The organism is Rossellomorea vietnamensis (genome assembly GCF_001305855.1).
In the GTDB taxonomy this organism is placed as follows: Bacteria; Bacillota; Bacilli; order Bacillales; family Bacillaceae_B; genus Rossellomorea; species Rossellomorea vietnamensis_A.
In genome coordinates, this window is the sequence record NZ_LIXZ01000012.1 from 65379 (window position 1) to 91242 (window position 25864).

Consider the following 25864-nt stretch of genomic DNA (forward strand, 5'->3'; position numbering starts at 1 on the left):
ACTATATCTTCGTTTTTACAAATGTCTCGTGAGCCCTCAAGAACTCTCTATTATTTCTTTCAGTCGCGATCTCCAAAGGAGATTGCGTATCTTCTGATTGGATGGCTAGGTCGTCACCATAAGCCAGCAGCAAGGAGACAATCTCTGCTGACCCATCGAATGCAGCAATATGTAAAGGTGTATGGCCGGATGAATCGCTCTGGTTTACATTTGCTCCCTGATTCAGCAGGAATTCCACTAATTCTTTCGATGCTTTACCGGCAATTCCTGCATGTAATGCTGTGTTGGATGGAATGTACGATACCTTTGAATTGGAAATGGAATTGATATCCGCACCAAAATTCAGAAGAAGCTCCACAATTTCCTTTTGATCAAAATGCGACGCCACCCCGAGTGCGGTTAAACCTTGTTCATTTTCTGCATTACAAAGATTTGTATCATTTCGTAACGTTTGTTCCACTACCGCTTTATCGCCGGTTTCGATTGCATCAAAAAACTCTTCAATTGTAAAGGATGTCATTGATTCCACCTCATTTTTTCATAATTACAAATATTCTACCAATTTATCGTGATAAAAGATAGGGATGTTTGCCAAAATAGGCACTCATCCCCAGGAAAGGCTACTGATCCAACTTTAATTTTGCCAAGGCATCAGCTAATGCTGTATTGACCGGCTCTTCCTTCTGTTGTGTTTTTAAATATTTATTGACATCCCTTTTTGTCGCTTTACTATTCTTTTCTTTTTTTCTTCTATCATTGAATGTCGATAATTTTTCTCTATGTCCACATGCACAGGTAAACGTCTGCCCTTCCCCTTCTCCTCTTAAGTCCAGGCGTTTATGGCAATTCGGACACCGGGCATTCGTTTTCTTGCTGATATTTTTCCGGTGACCACATTCCCTGTCTTGGCAAACCAGTTTCTTTCCATGCTTATTTTTGATTTCCAACATTAAATTCCCACAGTCCGGGCATTTTGTACCTGTCAAGTTATCATGGGTGAATTTTTTAGTTGAATTTTTAATTTCACTGACTGACTTCTTCGTATAATCCTTGATTTCTTTCAGAAATTCCTGCTTCTGCAGGGATCCATTGGCGATCTTTTCAAGCTTTTGCTCCCACACCGCTGTCAAAGTAGGTGACCTGAGGTCAAGAGGAGCAAGTTCCAATAGTTGCTTCCCTTTTGATGTTATATGAATATCTTTTCCTTTTGACTCTATTACCCCTGAATTGAAGAGCTTTTCAATAATATCTGCTCTTGTTGCTACAGTCCCGAGTCCGCCTGCCTCAGAAATTGTAGCGAGCAGGTCTTTATTGCTTTCTTTCATGAACTTCTTAGGGTTCTCCATGGCAGATAATAAAGTTCCCTCATTAAATCTGCCTGGAGGATTAGTTTGTCCCTCCGTTTCTTTCATTGAGAGGACCGGGTAGACATCTCCTTCCTCCATTCGGGAAAGGAGTTGGTCTGCATCAGTGTTATGATCATAGAGTTCTTTCCATCCGGACTCTACAATCCGCTTCCCTTTTGTTTGAAACGTTTCAGACCCGATTGTGGCTTCTACAGTCGTTTGTTCGTACTGATACGGAGGAAGGAATACGGCTAAGAAACGCTTGACGATTAAATCATATATTTTTCTTTCCCTGTCCTGTAGCTTCTGAAGAAAAGGTGTTTCCTCCGTCGGGATAATCGCATGATGATCTGTCACCTTTTGATCATCTACATATGCCTTTGACAATTGAACTGAGCCCTGTAACGCTCTGTGGGCCATCAGTCGATAAGGTTGAACGTTCACCGCTTTCAATCTGTCCTTAAATGTTGAAACCATATCACTTGATAAATGTTTACTATCTGTTCTCGGGTATGTCACTAATTTATGCTGCTCATACAATTTCTGCATGATCAAAAGCGTTTCTTTAGCAGAAAATCCAAAGATTTTATGGGCATCTCTTTGTAATTCAGTCAAATCATAAAGGGAAGGTGCATAATTTTTCTTCAATGTTTTCTTCACTGATTGAATGCCGATTTCCTTCCTGCCTTCTAAAGACTCCAAGATTGAGGTGATTTCTTCTTTGGAAAACGTTCTCGTATCATTGGATTTCCTGTTGGACCACACAAAGGTCCCTTTTTCCGTTACAGCTTGTATCCCGTAAAAGGATTGTGGGATGAAATTCTTTATTTCTTCCTCCCGCTGGGCAATGATACTGATCGTCGGTGTTTGGACACGTCCGCAAGACAATTGGGCATTGTGCTTGGTTGTCAGCGCTCTTGTTGCATTCATCCCGACATACCAATCGGCAACGGAGCGTGCCTCGGCGGCAGCATATAAATTTTCGTAACCTTTCGCATCTTTGAGTCTTTCAAACCCATCCTTGATGGCTTTGTCTGTGACAGATGAAATCCATAAACGTTTTAATGGCTTATTCACCTTGGCTTTCTCGATGATCCAACGGGCAACAAGCTCCCCTTCACGACCCGCATCGGTGGCAATGACGATCTCTTTTACATCAGGGCGGTTCATTTGCGCTTTGACCGTGCTGAATTGTTTTCCCGTTTTCTTGATCACAACAAGATTAAGGGAGGACGGGAGCATGGGTAGATCTTCAAGATTCCATGATTTATACCGATCATCATAGCTTTCAGGCTCGGCCAGTGTCACCAGATGTCCGAGGGCCCATGTGACGACAAAATCGTTTCCCTCCAAATATCCGTTTCCATTTTTCGTACACTGAAGTACTCGGGCAATATCTCTACCGACAGAAGGTTTTTCTGCCAGGACCAAAATCTTTTTCATGTAAAAAATCCTTTCATTACCGGATGTATGTTTTATGTCCTTTCTATTTTAACATACAATAAAAGGGGTAGAGTATGTTGATTCACGGTAAAGAAAAACCCATCACCGGGTCTTGGTGATGGGTTTAACACATAAAAAAGAGCATCTGGTCAGATGCCCGGTGTTTCTAACCCATACCCCTCGCTTGCCATTAGCAAGAAAAAAACTAGGAAGAGGCCGTCTTCCTAGTAAATATTATTCTTCGTCGCCTTCTAAGAAGTCTGGATCTAACTCTTCAAATTCTTCATCATCCAAGTCGCAATCCCAGTCTTCATCGTCACAACCTTCAGGATTCACTAGGACACATACTTTAGTTTCTCCGATAACTTCCACCAGGAATTCACGTTCGACGTGAACGATGATTTTGTTACCGTTCGGTGAAATGACCGCTTCGCAGCAATTTGGCTGTTGCAGTACTCTGGCACATACTTCAATGTCATCTAAGCAATCTGGATCACGGTATTTTAATTTAATGCAATCTGTATATTCTACTCTTTCGGTTACAACAGATGTCTTTGTGTTGTCACTGTGGGAGTACCATACGTTAATTTCGTATGAACCGTGAACTTCAACCTTCTTGCCTACTTTGTGTGCTTCATACTGATGATTAATGATCCAGCAGCCTAAAATGCTCGATGGATTATGCGGCGGGCAAATCGTATGATGAGACTGTGTAAATTTACGTCCCTTCGCTACGACCGCTTTAGTAATAATCTCTCTATATTCTGCCATTCGAGCGAACCTCCTCATTCATTTTCAATTCATCTTATGCGACTATCTAGGTGTTTGTGCGAGTAAATTTAATTACATGATGGGATTGTTGCTTAGATAATGTATTGTATGCGAATACCCATTGAATGTTCCGGAATGCGCTCGACGGGGACGGTGAAAAAAACGAACAAAAAAACGATCTATACAGGAAAGGGATATCCCTTTCCTGTATAGATCGTTGTGAACTGAAATCGTCTGTCGTTTAATATAATTCTTAAATCAGGAGCAGCTACCAGGGGATGAATTTTTCACATGTGACCCTGTTTCCCCACGGAGTAAGTCTCCCCCGGTCGTCTCGATAATATGATCTGTTACATTATTCGAAATCACTGAAGCGACGATTTGCAGTAAATCATTCACATCAGTTTGAGATTCCTTGAATTGTTGAACAACCGGAATCTCATCGATTTCCTTTTCAAGGTTTTCAATTTTCGCCTCCACCATTTTTAGGGCTTCGATTTTCCCATAGTGTTGGAAGTTAACGGCTTGTTTTTGTAAACTCTTGATGCTTGCGATCATTTCACGGACTTTTTGATTTTCATGGATCTGTGATTCCGCCCGCTTAAAGAAATCCACTTCTTCCGTTTCAGCAATCATTGTTGCAAGTTCCTCTGCACGCTTCATAATATCGTCTTTTGTATACTTTGCCATATTATTTCACCTCTACCGCTTCCTGGAATTCTGTTCCAATTTGGCCTTCTCCTACCATTTCCCCATCCAATGACCAGGACTTGGCATCTGTGATCTTTACTTTCACTATTTTCCCAATGGCTGTTTTAGGAGCCTTGAAGTTTACGAGCTTACTGCGTCTTGTGTAGCCTGCCAGAATGTCTGGATTTTTCTTACTTTCCCCATCCACAAGCACTTCAACGATTTGGCCCGTATATTTCTTCATTGCATCGGCAGAATACTCTTTCACAACTGCATTCAGCCTTTGTAGGCGTTCTTTCTTCACTTCCATCGGCACGTTGTCATTCATCTTTGCTGCAGGGGTACCTTCCCGTGGAGAGTAGATGTAAGTGTATGCCGATTCAAAGCCAACTTCCTTATATAAAGAAAGAGTTTCTTCGAATTGGTCATTGGTTTCATTTGGGTAACCAACGATAATATCTGTCGTAAGCGCCACGTCCGGCATGGCTTTTTTAATTTTACCCACTAATTCCAGGAATTGTTCCCTGGTATATTTTCGTGCCATGATTTTCAGAACGTCTGTCGAACCTGATTGAACAGGTAAATGAATGTGCTCGACCAGATTTCCTTTCTTGGCAAGCACTTCGATTAAATGATCATCGAAATCTCTTGGATGACTGGTAGTGAACCGGATACGTGGAATATTTACCTTACGAAGATCATCCATTAAGTCTCCCAATCCATACTGAAGGTCTTCAATATCCTTCCCGTATGCGTTGACGTTTTGTCCAAGGAGAGTGATTTCCTGATATCCCTGTGCAGCCAGATGACGGACTTCCTGAATGATTTCTTCAGGACGGCGGCTTCTTTCTTTCCCCCGTGTATATGGCACGATACAGTATGTACAGAACTTGTCACAGCCATACATGATATTCACCCATGCCTTGATATTGCCCCGGCGGACCTTCGGAAGGTTCTCAATGACGTCTCCTTCTTTTGACCACACCTCAACGACCATCGCCTTAGACATATAAGCATCAGATAATATTTGAGGAAGACGATGAATATTATGCGTTCCAAAGATCATGTCCACCTGTTGATACGTTTTCAGGATTTTGTTGACAACCGATTCTTCCTGGGACATACATCCGCATACTCCAATTAATAGATCAGGCTTTTCTCGTTTCAGATGTTTCAGATGGCCTAATTCGCCGAACACCTTATTCTCCGCATTTTCACGGATGGCACATGTATTCAATAGGATGACATCCGCATCCTCTGTCGAGTTCGTCGCTTCATAGCCGAGTGCCATGAAAATCCCTGCCATGACTTCTGTATCATGTTCATTCATTTGACACCCATATGTTCGGATATAGAATTTCTTGCCTTCCCCAAGACCTCTGAATTGATCATCGATGGTGAAGTCATTATGATATTGGATTTCTTCCTTCCCACGCTTCTTAGCATCTTTTAACGACGGTGGGATATAGACACTTTCAAAGTACTTGCTGTAATCCTTATCAGATTTTTGGTCTGCTGGAGATACAGACTTTGATTGTTGTCCATGTTTTCGCTGTTCTTCGTTCATGAATAATCCCCTTTCTACCTCTATAACCAAACCGTTTTCTTCTATATATATAGCCGGCCGAATTAACAGGATATACATTGTTGCACATTACTATAGTATAAAGGTTTTCAACCCTACATACAATAGAGTCGCTTAAGTGTTGAAAAATGTTTCATTCCTATTTTAGCTAGTAAATCTACTGTACTATGATCGTATTATCTCATATATATTCTCTATATTCTTCTTTCGGCTACCCAAAGACATTCATCAATCGACATATCCCTAAGCAATGCTCAACTACCAATTATGTACCTGAAATCTATTTTTTTCGTTTTAGGCTAGAAGCTCAATCGAATATTCCCTTATGAACGTATGATAATTAGTAGTAAATTGTAAAGGAGTGTTAAATAATGAGTTATAGTCAGAAATCAAATGCTCAGGACACCTATTTCCATGAAGATTATCAAAAGCACAAATGCCCTGACTCCCGTTCCAGGCATTATGAACATTGTGTCGAAGACGTTCTAGAAGCCATCCTTGAAGCTCAGAAAAAAGCAAAAAAAGACCACGGCTGTGATACTTCGTGTAAAAAGTCGATAGAAGATTTACTTTGTGAAAAAAAGAAACACAAAAAGAATACCATCCCGTTTATTTTATATTGTGGATGCGAGCCATTTAAGGGCACTGGTGTTACAACCTATCATTGTCATTCAAAAAAGAAAAAAGCATTCAAATGCATTGAAACCTATGTCTTCAAAATAATAGACCTGGATTATAAATGTGCGACCCTTGAATTATTGACATTTAAATCGGACCATAAAGGAGACGATTCTCACCATCATCATGATAATAAGTGTGCACTCTCTTCACCTTGTAAGCAGATCGACCACAAAAGTGTGGAGGATTTGATGGATACCGGGATATGTATAACAGTTGACTTGTCTTGTTTCTGTGCGATTACCTGCCTGCCTGCCGTCCATTTATACTAATTTCCGCAAAAAAAGGTGAACGAAAATCGTTCACCTTTTTTCATCCTCCAAACGCCTCAAGCAAATCGTCGATTTCTTTCAATCCTACGGTAGTATGATCCTGTTTTTTTCGACTCATGATGGTACATTCGTTCGAGCTTTTAGAGGCATCATATCCATTTTGAAGAAGAAGTCTTTTTAAATTTGATAATTCTTCTAGTATGGCATGATCTGATGCAACGTTAACTTGAACAGTTTTAGAGTGGTGCAAGTAGTTATGCAAAGCAGAAAAAATAAAATGACTCAACGTATTGTTTTTAGAATGATAGGCGATTTGCTCATGAATCTTAGAGGTGACGGCTTCTGTTTCCCCTGTTTTAACATTTATGAAATTCTCGGGGATTGTAAGAATCGTTTCCTGAAAGTAATCTGAATATTTCCTAGACATGCCCATCATCCTTTAGCTTTTTGTATATTCAATATGTGAAGGATTGTTTTTTAATTGATTTAACTTTGCAAGGATAATCAATCCTGATACATTTAATGTTTCCATATTTTGCGGGAAGAATAATTCAATGGGGCGTCCTCTTTCTGCCCATTTCACGGCCGCTTCCCTGATATGGGATTCGGCTATTTTTGCGGCACCGCCTACTGCAATATATTTGACTGCCCCTTTGATTTCATTTGAACTGTTTCTAACCCTGTCAAAATGTTCCAGATATTTAATCGCCAATGATTTCAACTGTGGAATGATATATTTACTAATATCCTTTTTCACACCTGCGAATGGTTCTACATACCACTCTGATTGACCGGCCACAAGTTTTTCTTCAAGTTCAGATCTTGAATCGAACTTATATAACTCATATTTACTGACCTTCTGTATGATATGATCTAAAAACTGGTTAATCCCAAATGGCTCACCCTCAATGGATGCCACTGGCTTATTGTTTTTGATTCCCACAAAATCGACTGAGTCCCCCCCAAGATCACCAATGAGGATTCCCTTGGCAGAATCCTGTAAAAGAGATTCATCTTTAACCCCCAGTGTCTCACTATCCCGTGTTAACGCCAGGTAGGCACAGGCTCCTTCAGCACCGATAATGGTATTTTTAATTTGAAGTCTTACAACAATTTCTTTAGGGGCGATCATTCCTGGCACCTTATGGAGGTACACGGTATGAGTACCGATTAGACGGCTTTTCAATGTATCTTTCCGTTCTTTATATTGAGTAGTTGGCAATGAAACCGCCAATTGATCGATTTCAAAGGTGACATCTGTGTCAGATTGATTGTTCATTACAGCATGATGGGCCAACAAGCCAAATAAAAGGGTGTAAGTACGGTCTTCATCTACTTTCTGATTATTAAAAGATGTTAAACTCACATTACGCTGTCTTGCTGCTGCTTTGCCGATATAGAAGATATCTCTCTTCTCATGCAACGCTGAACTGTTCACTTCCACAATCAAATTGTCTCCTAATAAAACATCCTCATCATCGTAAGGTTTCTCATAAAATTCCTCATCATATAAAGCAATTGCGTTTGGCATGAAATACTCTGTCGTTTCACCTTTTGTTGAAACAATCGCTTTATAAAAGCTGTTCCCTAAGTCCACAGCAACATAATTATGCCTATCCATTCCATCCTCCTCCTTCCCTAAAGCTTATGCCGGGATAGAAAACATCTGTGCACGTACCCAGTCATAAATTTCCGTGGCAGTAACGGAAAATGGAAGAGCGCTCTTTCTACTAAAATGATTTTCCCTAGTAAATTTCCACTCTTATACTGATTCATATATCCACTCTTAATAGATTCGCCCCGCATATTATAAAGTGTAGTTTAAATATTGTTTATTAAATAGGAGGAAAAAAAATGAGTGATTATAATAAGAGTAAAAATTGTGTGAACGTAGATAAGTCTGCTTCACTCGATCACTGTGACAACACAACAGTCGATCCCATTCTAACCCCGGCAGGTGAAAGAATTGTCCATGTTCCAGTAGATTTAGGAGTATATCGTGTATCAAGTAACCTTGAGGCACACATTAAATTTCCTGAGCCTGTGATGGAAATCAAAGATGTAAAAAAGAAAGTCGAAATTGTACAATGCCGTTTAATGACGATTCCAACAAGCAATGGCGACTTCAGTGAAGATGGTGCACAATTTCCTCTGCTATTATCAGGGTATGTGCGCAAGAACATTCAATACGCAACACCATGTGGAGGATCTGGATTCGATGGTTCCTGTATATCTTCTGACATTAAATCATTAACGGTCCGCGTCCCTTTTAAATGCATGACTACGATTACCCTGGATTCTCCAGTCCAGCTCCCAAGAACAAATAACCGTCAGGAATTTGACTTCTTTAGAGCTCAAGACTTAGGGACAGGCTATCCAGAGAAGGATCAATATTTATCAAATGATATTTCTCAATTCCATCAATACAGCAATCAATACTACAATCAACTTCCTTATTGTGAATTGCTTTCAAGCAGCATTTTAGAGTGGGATGAATCAACAGATCGTGTATCCGAAGGTCCTGTAGGTGAAGGATATTTCTACAATATGCTAGAAAAAATGTCCCTCAACTTTACCATTAAAGTATTACAAAAACAGCAAATCCGTCTTACTGCAGAATAAGCAGTAACCTAGTATCATCAGCACTCCCCCTCCTGTTATCGATAACCGGAGGAGGAGTGTATTTTCTTTCTGTACAACATTCGCATCAGTATTTATTGCAGGCTTTCCATAATTAGTCTCTATACATATAGGCTCAGGCCCAAACAACTATCAATTCACATCATAAGATGGCATTATCTTGCTTTAGGAGGCCCCTTATGTTTGAAAATCATCACAAAATGTCCGAATGTCATGGAACATCAAATATGCATGAATGTAAAAACCATTGTCACCATCCAAAAGTCAGTATCGGAAAAATTGTGACCAAGGTACCTGTCGTATTGGCTGAACTGACACTACAGGTAAATGTAGATGCGACGATCACCTTTCCGGAGGCCGTTTTGGAAATTAAGGATATTAAAAAAACGATAAAATTAACACAGTGCAGACTTCTTCTTCCTTCTAATAAACTTTTTGTAAAAGGTTTTGTCCGAAAAAACATCCAGTATGCAAGCCCATGTAAAGAAATTGAAGAGTCGTCCCTTTCTTCAATTGCATCAGATCTTCACTCATACACAGTGGATATACCTTTTCAATGTGTGACAGACATTAAGCACTTCTTATCCATGCCGGTCATGCCGGAAGTGAATAACCGTCAGGAATTTGATTTCTTCATTTCAAAACCGCTGCCTTCCGGGTATCCGGAGAAAGATGAACTACAAACCCATGATTTATCACAATTCCATCAGGAAAGCCATCAATACTATAATGAAATCCCTTACTGTGAGTTGGTTTCAAGTAAAATCATCGAATGGGATGAAGCCATCGACCGGTGCCCACTCCCTCATTCCGGTCCCATTGGAGAAGGCTACTTCCGCACAATTGAAGAAAAAATGGTCATAGATATATGTGTAAAAGTTCTTCAAAACCAACAAATACGTGTTACCTCCACCACGAATGATGATTGTGACTGATTGTGACTGATCATGACTGCTCATTCATTTTTAGAGAGGAGGTAAATGATTAGGTGTGATGGTAAAGGGCACCGATCACCATGATTATGAGAGAAGAACGCAATAATGATATAGAAAGCTATTTTCTGGATAAGACGAAAGAAAATGAAAAAAACAGCAGAAGATTGTCTTCATTTTCTCTGTTTAATATGACTCAGAAGCAAGATCTTTCCTTACAAGATCATGAGACGAATAAAAAAAGTCCCATAAAAGATACAGACCAGCCAAAGGGAGCTCAGGAAAAGATTCATACCCAACCCACGTTTTTCCCTCCACCCAAGGTGATGGATATGGAGGTAAACCAAGAAAATAAACTGAGCAAAACCGATGGGTCGGCTGATGAGCAGGACGGAGACATAAAGTCCGATAACACTGTAAAGGAAATATTTGAAACCCGGGACAACACGGCCCCTTCGACTTTAAATGAAAATAACGATATCGTGCCTTCCGTGGAACAAGAGGTTATTATAGAGGATTCTGAAGAAGAAAATGAACCTGTATCGATCCGGGAAGAGATATTTATGATGTTGGAGGAAGAGCTGGAGGAACAAAAATATCTCCATGTGGACCAAGAAAATCATTATGAAAAGAATGGGGATTCCAACGATGCTCCCCCTCCTGCACTTGAAAAAGAAATGCTATACTCGGATCATGAATTTGATCATAATGAAAATCACCTGCCTTCATTTAGTCATTACTTAGAAACAATATATTGTGAAAAAAATTTGAGTCCGTTGACAAGTAAGGAGACTGATTTCGTTCATTGCATTGGTTCCTTAACCTCTGTTCTCAAAAAAATTTCCACAGAGCGGGAAACGATCATGGAGCATGAAGAAGATATCAGGTACGACAAACCTGAACATCAAGAGGAGACCGATGAAGTCAGGCATGAACATCAAGAGGATGTCGAGGAAACCGAACCCCAACACCCAAATCTGACGGCATTAAAAGAACTTTTCGAAAATGAACTTTTTTCGGAAGAACAACATCTGGAAAGTGGGAATGAAACCACTTTACCCGACTCTCGCTCTTTAAATGTAAAGATTCCCGTTGTACTGTCCACTTTGCAGATGGAGGTCGCCATCTTTAAAGACGTTGAATTACCGTTTCCAATTGAACATATCCTTTCTATACATTGGTCCATCCAATCTCTTAAAACGAATATTCCACTTCCTGCTGGAATTGTGTTTGTGAAAGGGACTCTTGTTGCTTCGATTCAATATGTAAATCCAGGGGAAACCGCTTCCATACACTCTATCAACATTCCGATTCAATGGGATCGCACCATTCCCACTCCTTGGATATTTCCGCCTAAGGTCCCTAAGAGTGAGAAGAGAGAATACACATTCATGGCAGAAAGCACCCAAGAACCAAGCACTCATCATGAATGTCATCATTCCTTCTGTGAACCAATTGAACATTTCCTACAAGATTTCACGTTTATCAGTCACCATGAACCCTTTAAACAAAATGGCCATTCAACTTTAAAGATTCAAGGTTGTTTACAGGCTTGCCTTCATTTAACACAAGAACAATTTGTGCACATCCAATCAGATGATTTGATTCAATGATATGTATAAAGAGGAAGGGGTTCACCCTCAAGGTGAACCCCTTCAACTCGTCACTCTGCCCTCTCACAGTTATCTTCGTAATCTCTTACAATGCCTTTCAAGAAGGCATGCCCCTTCAATTATAATATATTTTTATTTGGTAATTATTGTTGGATGATATTTCTGAAACGATTATAGACTACTTCTGGACCTTGCTCTTCTCCTCCACCTGTATCCCCGTCTCCAGCCATTTGTTGTCTCTTCTGAGTTAATTTAATGAGTAGATTGATGTCCATTTTTTCTGTAATTTTATTAAATCGTCCCCAATTGTCAAAGTTTTCCGTGATATCCCATTGATTTACAGCCGAAGCAAGGAGTTTGCAATTGATTGGCTCATTATTGATTTCAAATGTCAATGATCCAAATTCGCAGCGGTTCGCTCCCATTCCGTCTTTCGCAAGTTCTCTTCTTTGCAACACATTCTTCTTAATGCTGAAGTCAATTCCGAACGGATTGTTGACAGGGGTAGCCAGTCTCACCCGATCATACGCTTTAAAAGGAATGTCAACACTATAATCCTTTACTACTCCATAGGAACCTTCTACATATTGAATGTTCTTATGGACAATCCCTTCTACGAATAATTTCACGTAATCCGGAAACCCTGGTACAGGAATTGCTTTACATTGTGTGAGCGAGACGTTTTTCTCGATGTTTTTAATAGCACTAGCATAGGTTGGCAGATAAATATCCGCTTCTGTTAAAGATTGAAGAAATACATCTCCAAGAACAACCGTTACTTCTTCCAAGTCAAGATCTGGCACGTATGTTTCTGTAAATAAGCTTTTTGATTTTGCCTTATCGCTTGATGGTTGAGGAGGGCATCCGTGATGACCAAATCCGCAGCCTGTATTCTTTTTCATATCCATTCACTCCTGATAGTCATAAATTAATCAATGGAAAAGGCCATAGATGTAGTAAAAACAGTGAAGATACCTTTTCTATTGACTTACTATAATCTATGAATTTTTTAAAGAAATGAGTGGACGACTGTCGGTAGGCTTCAACATATTTCTAGCAATACTTCTAGTAATCTATGAAACATGCTATGAACTCATACACAGTAAGCTTTAATCAATCTAAACAGCTTGGGTATTTGTAACGTTTAGCCAATTGGGTCCATACAATAGAGTAAAAGTCTTGAGGAGGAGATTATCATAAGGGAGGATGCAAAATTACCACCGATGTACACCATTTCCGATCAAGAGGTCCTCTATTTGAAATCAGAGATCGAGAACTTGAATAAAACGATTCGAACTTTGAAAAGCAGTTATCTGTATGCTGAAAACGAGTACCATAAGGAACAACTTCAGAAGGCTCAGGAGGAATTAACGCTTGCTTACCGCCGGATCGATGAGAACGAAACCGTTGAGAGGGAACTCATTAAAGACCGAAACCTGTTTAAAGAGGGAAAAGAGAAGCTGGAGAGTCAGGTAAGTGCTCTTCATGACGCCTTGCACGGCAAGGATGAGCTGTTGCAGCAGTCGCAAGTGAGTAAAAATGACCTTCAACAGGAACTCCTCTCCATCAAGCTCGAAAAAAAACAAATATCTCAAAGAATAACGGAAATCGAGAAAGATCAACAAGATCTTTTCAGTAAAAATCAATCCCTTTTAGAGGAAAACATCCTGCACCTAAGAAAAATAGACAGCTTAAACAGTGAACTGCAAGGAAAAAAACTTCATATTTCAGATTTGAACTCAGCTTTGGTCCATTCAGAAGATACGAAGAAAGAAATTTTCTTTACCCTGATAGCTAAAACCGAAGAGTTGGAAAAAGCCTTGTCAGAAAGGAAACATACCCTTGATTCATTGCAATTGGCAAAGGAGCACTTAATCCAAGCCGAAAAGCAAAAAATGGAGTACATTAAGACATTCATCAGTCAATACCAAAAGCATTTTGAAGAAAATGAATGGTGGCTTTCCTCACAATTTGCTGATATCGATCAACGGACCAAACTGCAGGATGAACGAATCGATGCGGTTGAACAGGAACAGGAAATTCACTTTACTCTACAGAATGAGGTGCTGGAGGGTAAATTTGCGCAAGTGGAGCAAAAGTTTGTTGATTTTCTTGAAGAGGTCGACTCCATACGGGAATATAATTTAACCTTGACCCACAGTCTATTGGAGCTCAAAAGACTGGTGGAGAGCCAAAAACGCAGTCAGTCCCATATCATTACAGCACGTCAAAAATCTTCTGCAGAAAAACTTCCAGCTCCAATGGATTATTATTTCATAGAGGATGAAAAAGAATGAAAAAAACGATGCCACAGTAGATCCGTGGCATCGTTTTTAGTTAAAATGTAATCTTTATCTTGTTATTTGAGCTGAGCTGAAGGTCTTGACCTTCAAATAATACAAACCCTAAAATAGTTGAAACTTCCTGTTCTTCAAGGGATTCAACCGTAAATTGCACCCCCTCCACTGCTATCGTTTCACCAGGGGGGATGAATGATTCCTGTATCGATTCTATCCAATACTCTCCTGTGGAATAGGCCTTCTCCAACCAATCCTTCCCCATATACTTCCATCCCTGTGCCCCGTTTTGACCTTGCAGGGAAAAGATTTCGCTCATTTCAGGTGGGAGAATCTGTCCTCCTATTTCAATCTTATCCGGCGGATCCATTCGAAAGCAGATCTTCGGGTTCATCAGGTCTACATTTCCTGTGTTCTTTATGAAGAAATCAGCTTTGATGGAATAGCGTTCTGATTTTCGATTAGGTATGACATTGTAATCAAAATATATTTCCGCATAAGGCTTTTTATCCTGAGCTTTTTGAACTTTACGATTTGCTTTTCGCATTTTGATTTCTTCGTACGTTTTATCATCCATTTGGATATCTTTACTTGGCTTCTTCTGAACTGTTTGACTGCTTGATTTCCCTGTCTGATTATTTACAGTTTGAAATAGATGGAGAACATTAAGATCCAGTAAACTTGGCTTCTGATTTCCAAGCAGTGTTTTAAGCACACAATGCGTTATGAGGACAGGGGTTTCTTTCAACAGGAATTCTTCATCTTTACACTTAATGGAGCATCTAAGATGGGGAATGGAGTGGTGTTCAGGTATCAAATAATATCCTTTGAATGGCAGTTCATTCTTATATATTGAGAGATTTTTCTTTACATTGATGGAATTCAGCCTTTCATTATAACCGACCGAAACAGACTTGCCCTCACCCTGTGAATGACTGGACACTAATTCAACAAACAATTCCCCCTCCCTGATCGTGCCTGTATCTCGTTTTAATGAAACAATAATCCCATAATCAGTTAATAATCCAATCACTTTTTCATTTATTTCATTGTTTATATTTGCATTCTTTGTATTCACTGATAGCCATACTTTCTTTCCATGAAGGGAACTTTTCACTTCCACCCTCTGTGCTTCTTCATCCAAATGAAATTGATGATTATTCTCCGCACAATAAAATTGGATGGCAGCTACGGAATGTGATGGAATCGTTCCCCAATCATGGTTGTTGATTGATAATTTCATGTACAGGCTCACCACCCTTTTGTTGTAGTCTATGTATCTTATGAATACAGGGGAAAAAATATGAATTTCTGATACTTATTATCGCCAAACCAGCTTCCGCTTTCATTTCTAGGCAGATGCTTGTTTTATTCAACAGCCCTCTCCCACTTGAAGATCATCACATAAACTAGTAAAAGTAAGATGGTTAGTGTTTTGCACAGCGAAAAAATGAAGCCGTAGTTCAGATGGATTATGGTCATCAACTGCTGTGTTAAATTTAGTTCAACCGAAAGGAGAAATCAGTATGATATCCCCACACGGAGGTATGCTTGTTAATCAAGTTGTTAGAGGGATTGAGAGAGATGAGCTACTTGAAAAGTCATCCACTCTCCCCGCAATTACGCTCGATTCCTGGGGTCTGTCCGACCTAGTTCTGCTCTCAACGGGAGCATTCAGCCCCTTAACGGGATTCATGAATCAAAAAGACTATTTACACGTATTGAAAGACATGAGGTTATCGAATGGGTTGGTTTGGAGTTTGCCCATTACACTCCCCGTTCCCAAAAGAGTGAGTAAGTCATTTTCCATCGGGGAAACCGTTTCCCTGAAAGGAGAAGATGGGGTGATCTACGGAACATTAGAAATTGAAGAAATATATGAATATAGTAAAGAGGCGGAAGCCCTTTTCGTATTTAGGACATTGGACAACCTTCATCCTGGGGTTCAAAAGACGTATAAGAAAGAAGACGTGTATGTCTCAGGTACGGTCAAACTTCTTCGGTTTCCTGCCATTTTCAAAAAAGATTTTCAAACGCCGAAACAGCTTAGAGAGCGATTTAATGAATTGGGTTGGAACACAGTCGTAGCATTTCAAACCCGGAACCCCATTCATAGAGCCCATGAATATCTGCAAAAAACAGCACTTGAACTAGTCGATGGTCTCTTGATACACCCTTTGGTAGGCGACACAAAGCAAGATGATATTCCCGCAGACATTCGTATGAAAAGCTATCGGGTATTAGTCGACGAGTATTATCCCAGAGAGAGAGTCTTATTATCCACATTCCCTGCAGCCATGAGATATGCCGGACCCAGGGAAGCCTTATTCCACAGTATTGTAAGAAAAAACTTTGGATGCACCCACTTTATAGTCGGCCGGGATCACGCTGGTGTCGGGGATTACTATGGTACCTACGATGCCCAGGAAATCTTCAACCAATTTTCAAAAGAAGAGATCGGTATCGAGATACTGAAGTTCGAACATGCCTTCCATTGTATTAAGTGTGGATCGATGGCTACTTCAAAGACATGCCCTCATGAGACTCCATTTCATATCCACCTTAGCGGAACAAAGGTGCGAAAAATGTTAAAAGACGGAATGATGCCTCCAAAAGAGTTTTCAAGGCCAGAAGTGATAGAAGTACTTCTCAATGAAATGAGAAAAAGTTCTCAAAGGGAGCACTGAAGGAGACTACATCATGATTGAATTTTATATTGTTATCCTTGGAATGATCGTTATGTTGTCATTTCTGGTTTTTGAATTGGAGCGACCCGAAATCATTCTTCCATCCACTCTCCTCCTTTTCGTCATGACCGGTGTCATTACACCACAGGAAGCCATAAGGGGGTTCTCAAATGAAGGGATGCTGACGATCGGTTTATTGTTCATCATTGCCGGAAGTATTCAAAACAGTGGGATTGTGGATCATGCCTTCAAGAAGCTATTAAACCGTTCAGCTTCAAGAAAACACATGCTTGCCAAGCTCCTCTTCCCCATCTCTTTCCTCTCCGCTTTCCTGAATAATACCCCCATCGTCATTGCTTTTACGCCACTTGTGAAGAAATGGTGTGAAGATCATCATCTCTCCCCTTCAAAATTTCTGATCCCCATTTCATATGCTACCATCCTAGGAGGTACCATAACCATCATTGGTACTTCCACAAATCTCGTGGTCCATGGTTTGCTCCTTGACTCGAACCTGCCTGGCTTCACCTTTTTCGAACTGGGTAAAATAGGGATACCGATTACTCTCATAGGCCTATGTTATCTCATATTTTTCAGTTCTTCCTTACTTCCTGAGAGAAGAAGCAGACCTGTCAATATTGAGTCCTTAAGAGAGTTCACTGGAGAGATTTTAATACTCGATGACTTCCCTTTTATACAAAAAACGGTTGAACAAGCCAGGTTAAGAAGCTTAAAAGGTCTATTTCTTGTTAGTATCATCAGGGAAGATGAGACCATTACTCCTGTATCGAATACAACCCTATTAAAGGCACAGGACCGCTTAATATTCACCGGTGATATTACCACCATCACAGAACTTCAATTACACAAGGGCCTCCTGTTACAAAGTAATGGCGGATCCTCTTTTCCAAAACACCATCAGTTGACGGAGGCGGTGGTTTCCCATCATTCTTCCTTATTATATAAGAAGATTAAGGATACCAATTTCAGAAGCAGATTCAATGCAGCTGTCATAGCTGTTCATAGACAAAATCAACGGTTGAAATATAAAATTGGCGATATCATTCTAAAACCTGGAGATATCTTACTACTTGCCACAGGAACCGATTTCTATAAGAAAGCGAACACAAATGACTTCTATATTGCCGCTACACTGGACAAGACCATGATCACCCGTAAACAGACATTGAATGGGTGGTTCTCCGTCGTACTACTGGGAACGATGATCCTTATGGTGACATTAGGATATATTACGATGCTGACAGGAATGGCGTTTGTGACCATGTTATTACTTTCATTAAGAATCGCCAGTCCCCTGCAGGCAAAGAATTCCATTCAATGGAATGTACTGATGGTGGTTTCCTGCTCGTTCGGTATAGGCTATGCGATGATCGACTCAGGTGTCGCCTCTTTCCTTGCCGACCTACTGATGCAAGCTTCAAAGCCGTTTGGCCTTTTTGCCATCGTTATAGCAATCTATCTCCTTACGAATCTATTTACAGAAATGATGACGAACAGCGCTGCTGCCGTCCTCATGTTCCCCATTATCCTGGAAGTTTCGAATACTCTGGATTTAAATCCAACAGCATTGGCCGTAACGGTAACCATTGCCGCTTCCGCAAGCTTTGCAACACCGATCGGTTATCAGACAAACTTGATCGTATATGGCCCGGGCGGTTATCGATTCAAAGATTATTTGAAGGTGGGGATCCCCTTGAATATCCTGACAATGATCACCACAGTAATACTGGTCTATTACTTTTGGTTATGACTATCCATAACATTGGAGGTGAGGAGATGAATCAGAAAAATATTACTTGGCACGAGGGCAAAGTCCAGAAAGCTGACAGGCAAGATTTAAATGGGCATAAAAGCGCATTGCTTTGGTTTACAGGGTTGTCCGGTTCCGGGAAGTCCACAATCTCAGTGGAAGTAGAAAAGAAATTACATGAGCTTGGCCATCACACTTACCGTCTTGACGGAGATAATATACGTCACGGTTTAAATGGGGACTTAGCATTCTCAGAAGAAGATCGTACGGAAAACATCCGAAGAATCGGTGAGGTATCAAAGATTTTTGTCGATGCCGGAATCATAACCTTGGCTGCCTTTATTTCCCCCTATAAAAAAGATCGGGCATTTGCCAGATCACTATTACCCGATGGGGAGTTTATAGAAATCTATGTACAGGCGAGCATTGAGACATGCGCGAGTCGAGACCCGAAAGGCCTTTATGAAAAGGTGAAGAAAGGGGAATTAAAGAACTTTAGTGGAATCGATTCTCCTTATGAAATCCCCGAATCCCCTGAAATCGTGATTGATACTGAGAATCAACGAATAGATGATTCCGTCCGGCAAATAGTAAACTATTTAAGAGATAAGCGATTAATGTCATTGTGATTTTTATCTATTTCCTACGAGGAGTTGCTGGAACATGCTGAATGAAGTGATTGAAATTGCGATTGGAGCAGGAAAAAAAGTATTGGAAGTATACGACGATGCCTATACGATCCATGATAAAGCGGATCGTTCCCCCCTCACCATTGCAGATCAGTTGTCACACACACATATACTAAACGAATTAAGCAAACTCTTCCCGACCTTTCCTATACTCAGTGAAGAAGGAGCCAGTATCCCTTTCAAGGAAAGAAAGAACTGGTCATCTTTTTGGCTCGTGGATCCTCTGGACGGGACGAAAGAATTCATTAAGAAAAATGGCGAATTTACGGTCAATATTGCCCTTATCCAAGGAAACCGGCCAGTATTGGGGATCATTTATGCACCTGTAACAGATACTCTTTATTACGCCGAAAAGAATAAAGGAGCATATAAACTCATGACTGCCAGTTCTTTGGAGAAAAGAAAGCAGGTAAAGATCAATACCGCATCATCTGGTGTAAAGAAAATCGTGATCTCTAGATCTCACTTGTCGGACGCGACTCAGGAATACATCGAAGACCTTCAACGGCAAGAAGGAAAACTTGAATTCACTTCGATTGGAAGTTCATTGAAGTTTTGTTTGATTGCAGAAGGGGAAGCGCATTATTATCCTCGTATGGCCCCTACAATGGAATGGGATACAGCTGCAGGACAGATCATTGTTGAAGAAGCTGGAGGGCTAGTAATCAATTATGATACTGGTACTCCACTTTTTTACAATAAAAAAGATCTTAAAAATCCATCATTCTTGTGTGGGATAAATAAAGTGATCGGATATAACTAATTCCATTCACTCTAAAGATTCACAATATATTTTGTTAGATCACGTGTTTATACCGCTACCCGCTTTCCCTCAGGAGTCTTCGTCTTGTATTACAATCAATAGCGAGAATCTGCTATATACATGTATGCTATAGTACTAACAAAGAAAAATCCGAACAAGTCAAATTTTCGATAAATCACTTGTTCGGATTTTTCTTTAGTTGAAACCTTTTTGTCCTATCCTCATCATTGCCTTTACTTAATAGCACATCCATTCTGCTTCCATCGTGCTTTCATTATTCACAGAAAATCCCTACTTACATACAATACCATAGGATTTTTTTGAATAAAGGAGCGAGAACATGAATAGCAAGCTTCCTAAGGTATCCGTCATTTTTCCGGTACGTAATGAAGGGAAAAATGTAAAAATGACATTGGACTCACTGTTTACCGTCAAAAGCAACATCGAAATGGAAGCCATCATTGTGGATGATGCGTCTACTGATCAATGCTGCCATTTTCTTTCGAACTACCCCCACAAAGACAAAGTGACTTATATCCGCACCAACGGTATCGGTCCTGCGAATGCCAGAAACCTCGGAGCGGAGAATGCACACTCTGACTATCTTGCTTTCTGCGACGCTCACATGACATTTGAACCTTTCTGGATTGATCGCCTGGTCCATCATGTAATTCATGGAAGAAGCAATGCTGTTTGCCCGGCCATCGGTTCTTTGACTGACCCCTTAATCAAAGGGTATGGTCAATCCCTTACTCCCTCCCTTAAAATTAAGTGGCACCAGAAACACAAATACCTGTTTGAAACAGCCGTACTACCAGGAGCCTGTATCGTTATCTCCAAGAAGGTCTTTCAAGATATAGGCGGGTTTGAAACCGGTTTTTCAACATGGGGACATGAAGATGTGGAATTATCTCTTAAGCTATGGCTATTCGGCTACCAATGTCACTGCGAACCCAATGTCACCGTCCTGCATTTATTTAGAACAAGTCATCCATATAGCGTGAACTATGAAGGAATCTACTATAATATGTTGAGGATGGCGTATCTTCATTTTGATGACAAAAGAATCAAAAAAGCCAAAACACTCGTTATCCATGGTTCCGCAGCTAAGATTGAAAAGAGGGTAATCCAAGACGGTGTCCTTAACAAGCGAGGGCAATATTTAAGAAGAAGAAAAATGGATATCGAAGAGTTATTTAAAAAGTTCCATATCTATTTTTAACCTGAAGGAGACCGGGACAAAATGGTTGAAGCCTAACAAAAATCCGAACGACCTTCGAACTTCCTACGTGAAATTCGAGATCGTTCGGATTTTTCAATTGTCCTTTATAAAGGTTTGTTTTAGGTGATTTGAAGTGCAGCACAAAGACTCCTCCGAGAAAAGCGAGATCCCTGGAGAAGCGTCATCGACGAGGATGCTCACTTAAAAGCCACGGGCGAAGAAACCGGTCATCAGTGTAAACCGTGAAAAAAGTTAAAGGTTTCCACTGATGTCTCAGCGTCTTGAACGTATCACGTCTGATAATATTCAATTATATCTTTTAAACTTTGATCTATTGGGATTCTCTTTCTCCAACCAAGCTTTTCTATTGAATCGATATTAAAAACGATGTCCGGGCTGCGTTGAAAGCGGTCAGTCGTTAACGGGAGATCACTATCAGCAAGGCGTTTCAATTCTTTTGCAACATGAAGAAAACGATGATTTTGCCCTGAGGCTACGACATAGGTCTCTTTGCTGTTGCCTTTTTGAAGGATACAATCGTACGCTTTAACTGCATCCCTTACATCTAAGAAATCCCTATGGTCGAGTATGTTTTGGAAATGAAAGCCTTCCAAGCCACCTTTACTATATTCTATACATCTTTTTGCAAGAAGGGAGCAAATCCCATTGGAATATCCCGGCCCGATCAAATTGGAAGTCTTCACCACCAGGACATTTAGCTCATAAAGAGATGACCAGCTTGTTGATAAAAGAGACTGAATGTATTTTGATAAACCATATGGGTGGTGGGGTTCATTAGCGTGACAAGGATCAAATTCAATGACAGAACCTACAATGAGAATCTTTGCATGAGGCGCAGAACTCCTAGCTCCTTCCAGGAGATTCAACGTCCCAAGTACATTCGTCGTCATGGTGGAAATGGGATCGGCCCATGATTGACCAGTATGATTCTGTGCAGCAAGGTGTAGAATCAAATCAGGTTTGATTCTATCAAATAACGCTTTCATCCATTCTGCATCCAACAAATCACATAACACGCTTCGCACTTCTTTTACGGGGTGGAGCTCATTGCGTACGGCTGCAAATACCTCATATCCCCTTTTGAGATAATACTCACATGCATGGATTCCAGTGAAACCTGTTGCCCCTGAAATGAAAACTTTCTTCATCTCTCCCTCATCCAATCCCGAAGTTCAATAAGCATCTCCTTATAGCTTGGAACCGGGTATTTGAAATCGGTCCTTGTATGAACCAGGGTTTTATCATGGACCGGTTCCGACACAGGCTCAATGTCCACTCCCTCATGACTGAACGTTTCTTTAATCAGAAGCAGAAGATCGTATTTGGATATTTTTTGGTCATTACTGAGATGATAAAGGCCAGACACTTTATGCGAAATGAGGGATTCGATTGCCTTAGCGAGTTCCAATGTCGTAACTCCATTCCAAAACACATTCTGATAGCCTTCGATCCTTCCCTTTTGCTGAAGAAACCAGTGAAGAAGACCGATTCCGTTTTTTTTCAATTCCGGTCCGATGATGGATGTCCTGACCGTCAAATGAGGATCTGCTTCAACTTCCCCAAGGGATTTTGACTTAGAATAAATATTGGTACCATCTTTAATATCTTGTTCAGTATATTTCCCTTTCTCACCTGAAAACACGCAATCTGTGCTGATGTGAATCAGTTTCCCATTGAATCCACTTAACATTTCAATCAATGCGTGTGGTAATAGGCTATTGACCTGAATGGACTCCATTACATGGGTTGCAGCATTTTCATTTAGTAGACCTGTCGCGTTGATGACGATATCAGGTTTTGTTTCAAGCAAAACGATCTTTACTCTTTCTAGATCCCTGACGTCCAACTGAATACCTTCAAGATCCTGATTCCTTATGGTGTATAACACTTCATGACCACAGCGTCTCATATGGTCAACGATGACATGGCCAGCCATTCCCTGGCCACCTAGAACGAGAATCTTCATTCTAGAAAACCTCCATCTTTCAGCATCGTTTTTATCTGATCATATGATATGATGTTATCACTTGAAGAATAGGTGTCGAGGTCAACTTTAGGGAAGTCTTCATAATATTCCATGAGACCTTCGATTGGAATAGTCGGAAGGATGACAAAATACTCATTGTCATAAACGATCGTATTATGACTTTCAAATTCCGTAAGAAGAAGTTCATGCAATTTCTCTCCAGGACGAATTCCGAGTTCCTCGATATCTACCTCTTTATCAGGTGAATATTGATCGATTAATACTCGTGCAAGATCGATGATTTTGCATGTCGGCATTTTCATCACGAAGATCTCCCCCCCATGACTTTCATACGTAGCTTTGAATAACAGTTTAATAGCATCTTTGATCGTCAGAAAAAATCGGGTCATTTTTTTATCCGTGATTCCGATTTTCGATTTCGTTTTGATTCCATGCTTGAATACGTGAATGACACTTCCGTTTGTTCCCAGTACGTTCCCACCGCGGACACAGACAAACTTGGTCTTGTCCGTCAACACATTCGCATTAATGATAAGCTTTTCTCCCATCGCTTTCGTGAAGCCATAGAAATTAGAAGGATTGGCTGCTTTATCCGTAGAAATATTGATCACTTTTGTAACACCGTTTGCGATGGCTGCATCAATTACATTTTGCGTGCCATATACATTTGTCTTAAGAGCTTCTAGTGGCTGGTATTCACACACAGGAACGTGTTTCAGCGCCGCCAGATGAAAAATAAAGTCAATTCCCTTTGAAGCTTCAAAAACCGCTTCCTTATCCCTTACATCACCTATAACAAATTTCAATACTGAATCATTCTCGAATTTCCTACTCATTGAAACCTGACTTGATTCATTCCTTGAAAAAACCCTAATCTCTTTAGGCTTTTTTTCTAGAAGTTGTGAAACTAATTCATGTCCCCATGAACCCGTTCCCCCTGTTATGAGAATTTTTTTATTAGTAAACAATGTTTGCCCCTCCAAATAATATATTTATCACTTTATTGGAAACATTTGTGTCCAGGTATTCTTTGGGACATTCCCATAAAGTTTCACGTGACAGCACGACATCAACCGCTTTTGCAATCCGGTTATCTATTAATCCTGAAACGATATTACTGCCACAATCTACCGTCTCCGGTCGTTCAGTCGAATTTCTGACTGTAACGGTCGGAACCTTAAATATACAGCATTCTTCTTGTACAGTTCCGCTATCTGTCAGAACACACAGGGCATTCTTTTCCAGTTTGATAAAATCGAAAAACCCAAAGGGTTCGTGGAATTCTATTAGGGGGTGGGTTACAAACTTGGTTTGACTCATTAATTTTGATTTGGTACGTGGATGGGTACTGAAAATGATTCGCTTCCCATAGTTATCTGCCAACGTATTTAAAGCGTTTATAATCGATTGCAGATTTCCATGTACATCGACATTTTCTGCCCTGTGGATGGTGGCTAAGAAATAATCTTGTTTTGATAGGTTTAATACGTCCATGATTTGGCTGTGATCGATGTCTTCTTCGTGATTTTTTATGACTTCATAAATGGGATTACCACAAATGATGATCTTACTTGGATTGACTCCCTCTCTTAACAGATTTGCTTTGCTATAAGGTGTGTAAACTAAATTGACAGAAGAAATCGCATCTATTATTTTTCTATTTATTTCTTCAGGTACATTCAAGTCAAAGCATCGATTGCCCGCTTCCATATGAACTACAGGAATTCTATGTCTTTCCGCCAAAATGGCACTAAGTCCACTATTTGTGTCCCCTAAAATTAATACTTTGTCCGGCTTTTCATTCTTTAAAATCGTTTCCAATTCCAAAAATAAATTTGATAACTGGCCGCCCAAAGACGCTCCATTATTTTGTATTTCATAATCTGGTTTTCTGATCCCCAATTCCTGAAAAAAGACTCCATTTAGGGAATGTGTGAAGTTCTGACCTGAATGAACCAATATATGTTTATCGCACAATACATCTAATTTTTTTATTAGCACACTTAATCGGATTAATTCTGGCCTTGTCCCAACCACTGTTAAAATTCTCACCCTTTTCACCCCTCTGAACTATTTTTCACTCCATACATTTATATGTAAAGGAAGGAATAGTGTACTAGACTTCTATCTTAGATTCCTTAATTTTCATGGTTTTATTGAAATTCGTATCTCATGCCTATATCAAAAGAATGGTTGGGACATATTCTATTAAAGGAGCATTCCTGTTAGAAGGATTTTTGGGGACTTGAACAAAAAAGAGCCCTCTTGGTATGATACGGGGTGTCAAATCGTGGACCGAGATGACCCCTAACTTAGTTAACCAAGGAGGACTCCAAATTGGATTTTAAACAAAATCAGAAAATAAATCAAGTCACCGAACAAACACTCGTAGTAGGCATTGACATTGCGAAGCGAAAACATTTCGCCTGCTTTGTCGATGACCGTGGGCGGGTGCTC

General features: G+C 40.2%; 23 protein-coding genes. 10 read left to right on the forward strand and 13 right to left on the reverse strand.

Annotated elements, in window-relative coordinates:
- Position 1 precedes the first annotated feature (1 nt).
- The 5 genes from AM506_RS14965 to miaB all read right to left on the reverse strand — a co-directional run bounded on the left by AM506_RS14965 (position 2) and on the right by miaB (position 5817).
- Positions 2-520, reverse strand: coding sequence for an ankyrin repeat domain-containing protein (locus AM506_RS14965; protein ID WP_060673294.1), 519 nt, complete (start codon positions 518-520; stop codon positions 2-4).
- Between the two features lie 100 nt (positions 521-620).
- Positions 621-2789 carry a DNA topoisomerase III gene (locus AM506_RS14970; RefSeq protein ID WP_060673295.1) on the reverse strand — a complete coding sequence of 723 codons (2169 nt, stop codon included), beginning with the start codon at positions 2787-2789 and terminating at the stop codon, positions 621-623.
- A 234-nt stretch (positions 2790-3023) separates the two neighbouring features.
- Positions 3024-3560, reverse strand: a complete 537-nt coding sequence (locus AM506_RS14975) for an outer spore coat protein CotE (protein WP_060673296.1) — start codon at positions 3558-3560, stop codon at positions 3024-3026.
- Positions 3561-3818: 258 nt separating this feature from the next.
- The gene (locus AM506_RS14980) at positions 3819-4250 is read right to left on the reverse strand and encodes a RicAFT regulatory complex protein RicA family protein (protein WP_060673297.1); all 432 of its coding nucleotides are present in this window, start codon (positions 4248-4250) and stop codon (positions 3819-3821) included.
- Position 4251: 1 nt separating this feature from the next.
- Entirely contained in the window at positions 4252-5817 is a 1566-nt protein-coding gene (gene miaB, locus AM506_RS14985) for a tRNA (N6-isopentenyl adenosine(37)-C2)-methylthiotransferase MiaB (protein WP_060673298.1), read from the reverse strand.
- A 389-nt stretch (positions 5818-6206) separates the two neighbouring features.
- On the opposite strand from miaB, the gene AM506_RS14990 reads away from it, so the two are divergent.
- Entirely contained in the window at positions 6207-6785 is a 579-nt protein-coding gene (locus AM506_RS14990; RefSeq protein ID WP_060673299.1) for a CotY/CotZ family spore coat protein, read from the forward strand.
- Positions 6786-6825: 40 nt separating this feature from the next.
- Here the strand turns inward: AM506_RS14990 and AM506_RS14995 are convergent, their stop codons facing one another.
- Together AM506_RS14995 and AM506_RS15000 are read right to left on the reverse strand one after the other, a co-directional pair.
- Positions 6826-7212 (reverse strand): hypothetical protein, encoded by a 387-nt coding sequence (locus tag AM506_RS14995; protein ID WP_060673300.1) that lies wholly within the window; start codon positions 7210-7212, stop codon positions 6826-6828.
- A 12-nt stretch (positions 7213-7224) separates the two neighbouring features.
- Positions 7225-8406, reverse strand: coding sequence for a ParM/StbA family protein (locus tag AM506_RS15000; protein WP_060673301.1), 1182 nt, complete (start codon positions 8404-8406; stop codon positions 7225-7227).
- 233 nt (positions 8407-8639) lie between these two features.
- Here AM506_RS15000 and AM506_RS15005 point away from each other — a divergent pair, with 233 nt between their 5' ends.
- From AM506_RS15005 to AM506_RS15015, 3 genes are all read left to right on the forward strand, one after another.
- Entirely contained in the window at positions 8640-9407 is a 768-nt protein-coding gene (locus tag AM506_RS15005) for a CsxC family protein (protein WP_060673302.1), read from the forward strand.
- Between the two features lie 197 nt (positions 9408-9604).
- Positions 9605-10360 (forward strand): CsxC family protein, encoded by a 756-nt coding sequence (locus tag AM506_RS15010; RefSeq protein ID WP_060673303.1) that lies wholly within the window; start codon positions 9605-9607, stop codon positions 10358-10360.
- Positions 10361-10440: 80 nt separating this feature from the next.
- Positions 10441-11970 carry a hypothetical protein gene (locus AM506_RS15015; protein ID WP_060673304.1) on the forward strand — a complete coding sequence of 510 codons (1530 nt, stop codon included), beginning with the start codon at positions 10441-10443 and terminating at the stop codon, positions 11968-11970.
- Positions 11971-12113: 143 nt separating this feature from the next.
- Here the strand turns inward: AM506_RS15015 and AM506_RS15020 are convergent, their stop codons facing one another.
- Entirely contained in the window at positions 12114-12872 is a 759-nt protein-coding gene (locus AM506_RS15020; protein ID WP_200908456.1) for a CsxC family protein, read from the reverse strand.
- 354 nt (positions 12873-13226) lie between these two features.
- On the opposite strand from AM506_RS15020, the gene AM506_RS15025 reads away from it, so the two are divergent.
- Positions 13227-14267: a hypothetical protein gene (locus tag AM506_RS15025; protein ID WP_152968608.1), complete on the forward strand. Its 1041-nt coding sequence runs from the start codon at positions 13227-13229 to the stop codon at positions 14265-14267.
- 40 nt (positions 14268-14307) lie between these two features.
- On the opposite strand, the gene AM506_RS15030 is transcribed toward AM506_RS15025, so the two are convergent.
- On the reverse strand, positions 14308-15510 hold the full coding sequence (locus AM506_RS15030; RefSeq protein ID WP_060673306.1) for a hypothetical protein: 1203 nt from the start codon (positions 15508-15510) through the stop codon (positions 14308-14310).
- 283 nt (positions 15511-15793) lie between these two features.
- On the opposite strand from AM506_RS15030, the gene sat reads away from it, so the two are divergent.
- From sat to AM506_RS15055, 5 genes are all read left to right on the forward strand, one after another.
- Positions 15794-16954 (forward strand): sulfate adenylyltransferase, encoded by a 1161-nt coding sequence (gene sat / locus AM506_RS15035; protein ID WP_060673307.1) that lies wholly within the window; start codon positions 15794-15796, stop codon positions 16952-16954.
- 13 nt (positions 16955-16967) lie between these two features.
- Entirely contained in the window at positions 16968-18725 is a 1758-nt protein-coding gene (locus AM506_RS15040; RefSeq protein WP_060673308.1) for an SLC13 family permease, read from the forward strand.
- A gap of 26 nt (positions 18726-18751) precedes the next feature.
- Complete coding sequence (cysC, locus tag AM506_RS15045) at positions 18752-19354, forward strand: adenylyl-sulfate kinase (protein ID WP_060673309.1); 603 nt, start codon at positions 18752-18754, stop codon at positions 19352-19354.
- Positions 19355-19388: 34 nt separating this feature from the next.
- Positions 19389-20177: a 3'(2'),5'-bisphosphate nucleotidase CysQ gene (gene cysQ / locus AM506_RS15050; protein WP_060673310.1), complete on the forward strand. Its 789-nt coding sequence runs from the start codon at positions 19389-19391 to the stop codon at positions 20175-20177.
- A gap of 340 nt (positions 20178-20517) precedes the next feature.
- Entirely contained in the window at positions 20518-21399 is an 882-nt protein-coding gene (locus tag AM506_RS15055) for a glycosyltransferase family 2 protein (RefSeq protein ID WP_060673311.1), read from the forward strand.
- Between the two features lie 290 nt (positions 21400-21689).
- Here AM506_RS15055 and AM506_RS15060 read toward each other — a convergent pair whose 3' ends face one another.
- From AM506_RS15060 to wecB, 4 genes are read right to left on the reverse strand one after another with little or no spacing between them, the layout of a single operon-like run.
- A complete protein-coding gene (locus AM506_RS15060; RefSeq protein ID WP_060673312.1) occupies positions 21690-22568 on the reverse strand; it encodes an NAD-dependent epimerase/dehydratase family protein in 879 nt (292 codons plus the stop codon).
- Positions 22565-23386 (reverse strand): dTDP-4-dehydrorhamnose reductase family protein, encoded by an 822-nt coding sequence (locus AM506_RS15065; RefSeq protein WP_060673313.1) that lies wholly within the window; start codon positions 23384-23386, stop codon positions 22565-22567. Before AM506_RS15065 ends, AM506_RS15060 begins: the two co-directional genes overlap by 4 nt.
- Positions 23383-24375, reverse strand: coding sequence for a polysaccharide biosynthesis protein (locus tag AM506_RS15070; protein WP_060673314.1), 993 nt, complete (start codon positions 24373-24375; stop codon positions 23383-23385). Before AM506_RS15070 ends, AM506_RS15065 begins: the two co-directional genes overlap by 4 nt.
- The gene (gene wecB, locus AM506_RS15075) at positions 24365-25459 is read right to left on the reverse strand and encodes a non-hydrolyzing UDP-N-acetylglucosamine 2-epimerase (RefSeq protein ID WP_060673315.1); all 1095 of its coding nucleotides are present in this window, start codon (positions 25457-25459) and stop codon (positions 24365-24367) included. Before wecB ends, AM506_RS15070 begins: the two co-directional genes overlap by 11 nt.
- Between the last annotated feature and the right edge of the window lie 405 nt (positions 25460-25864).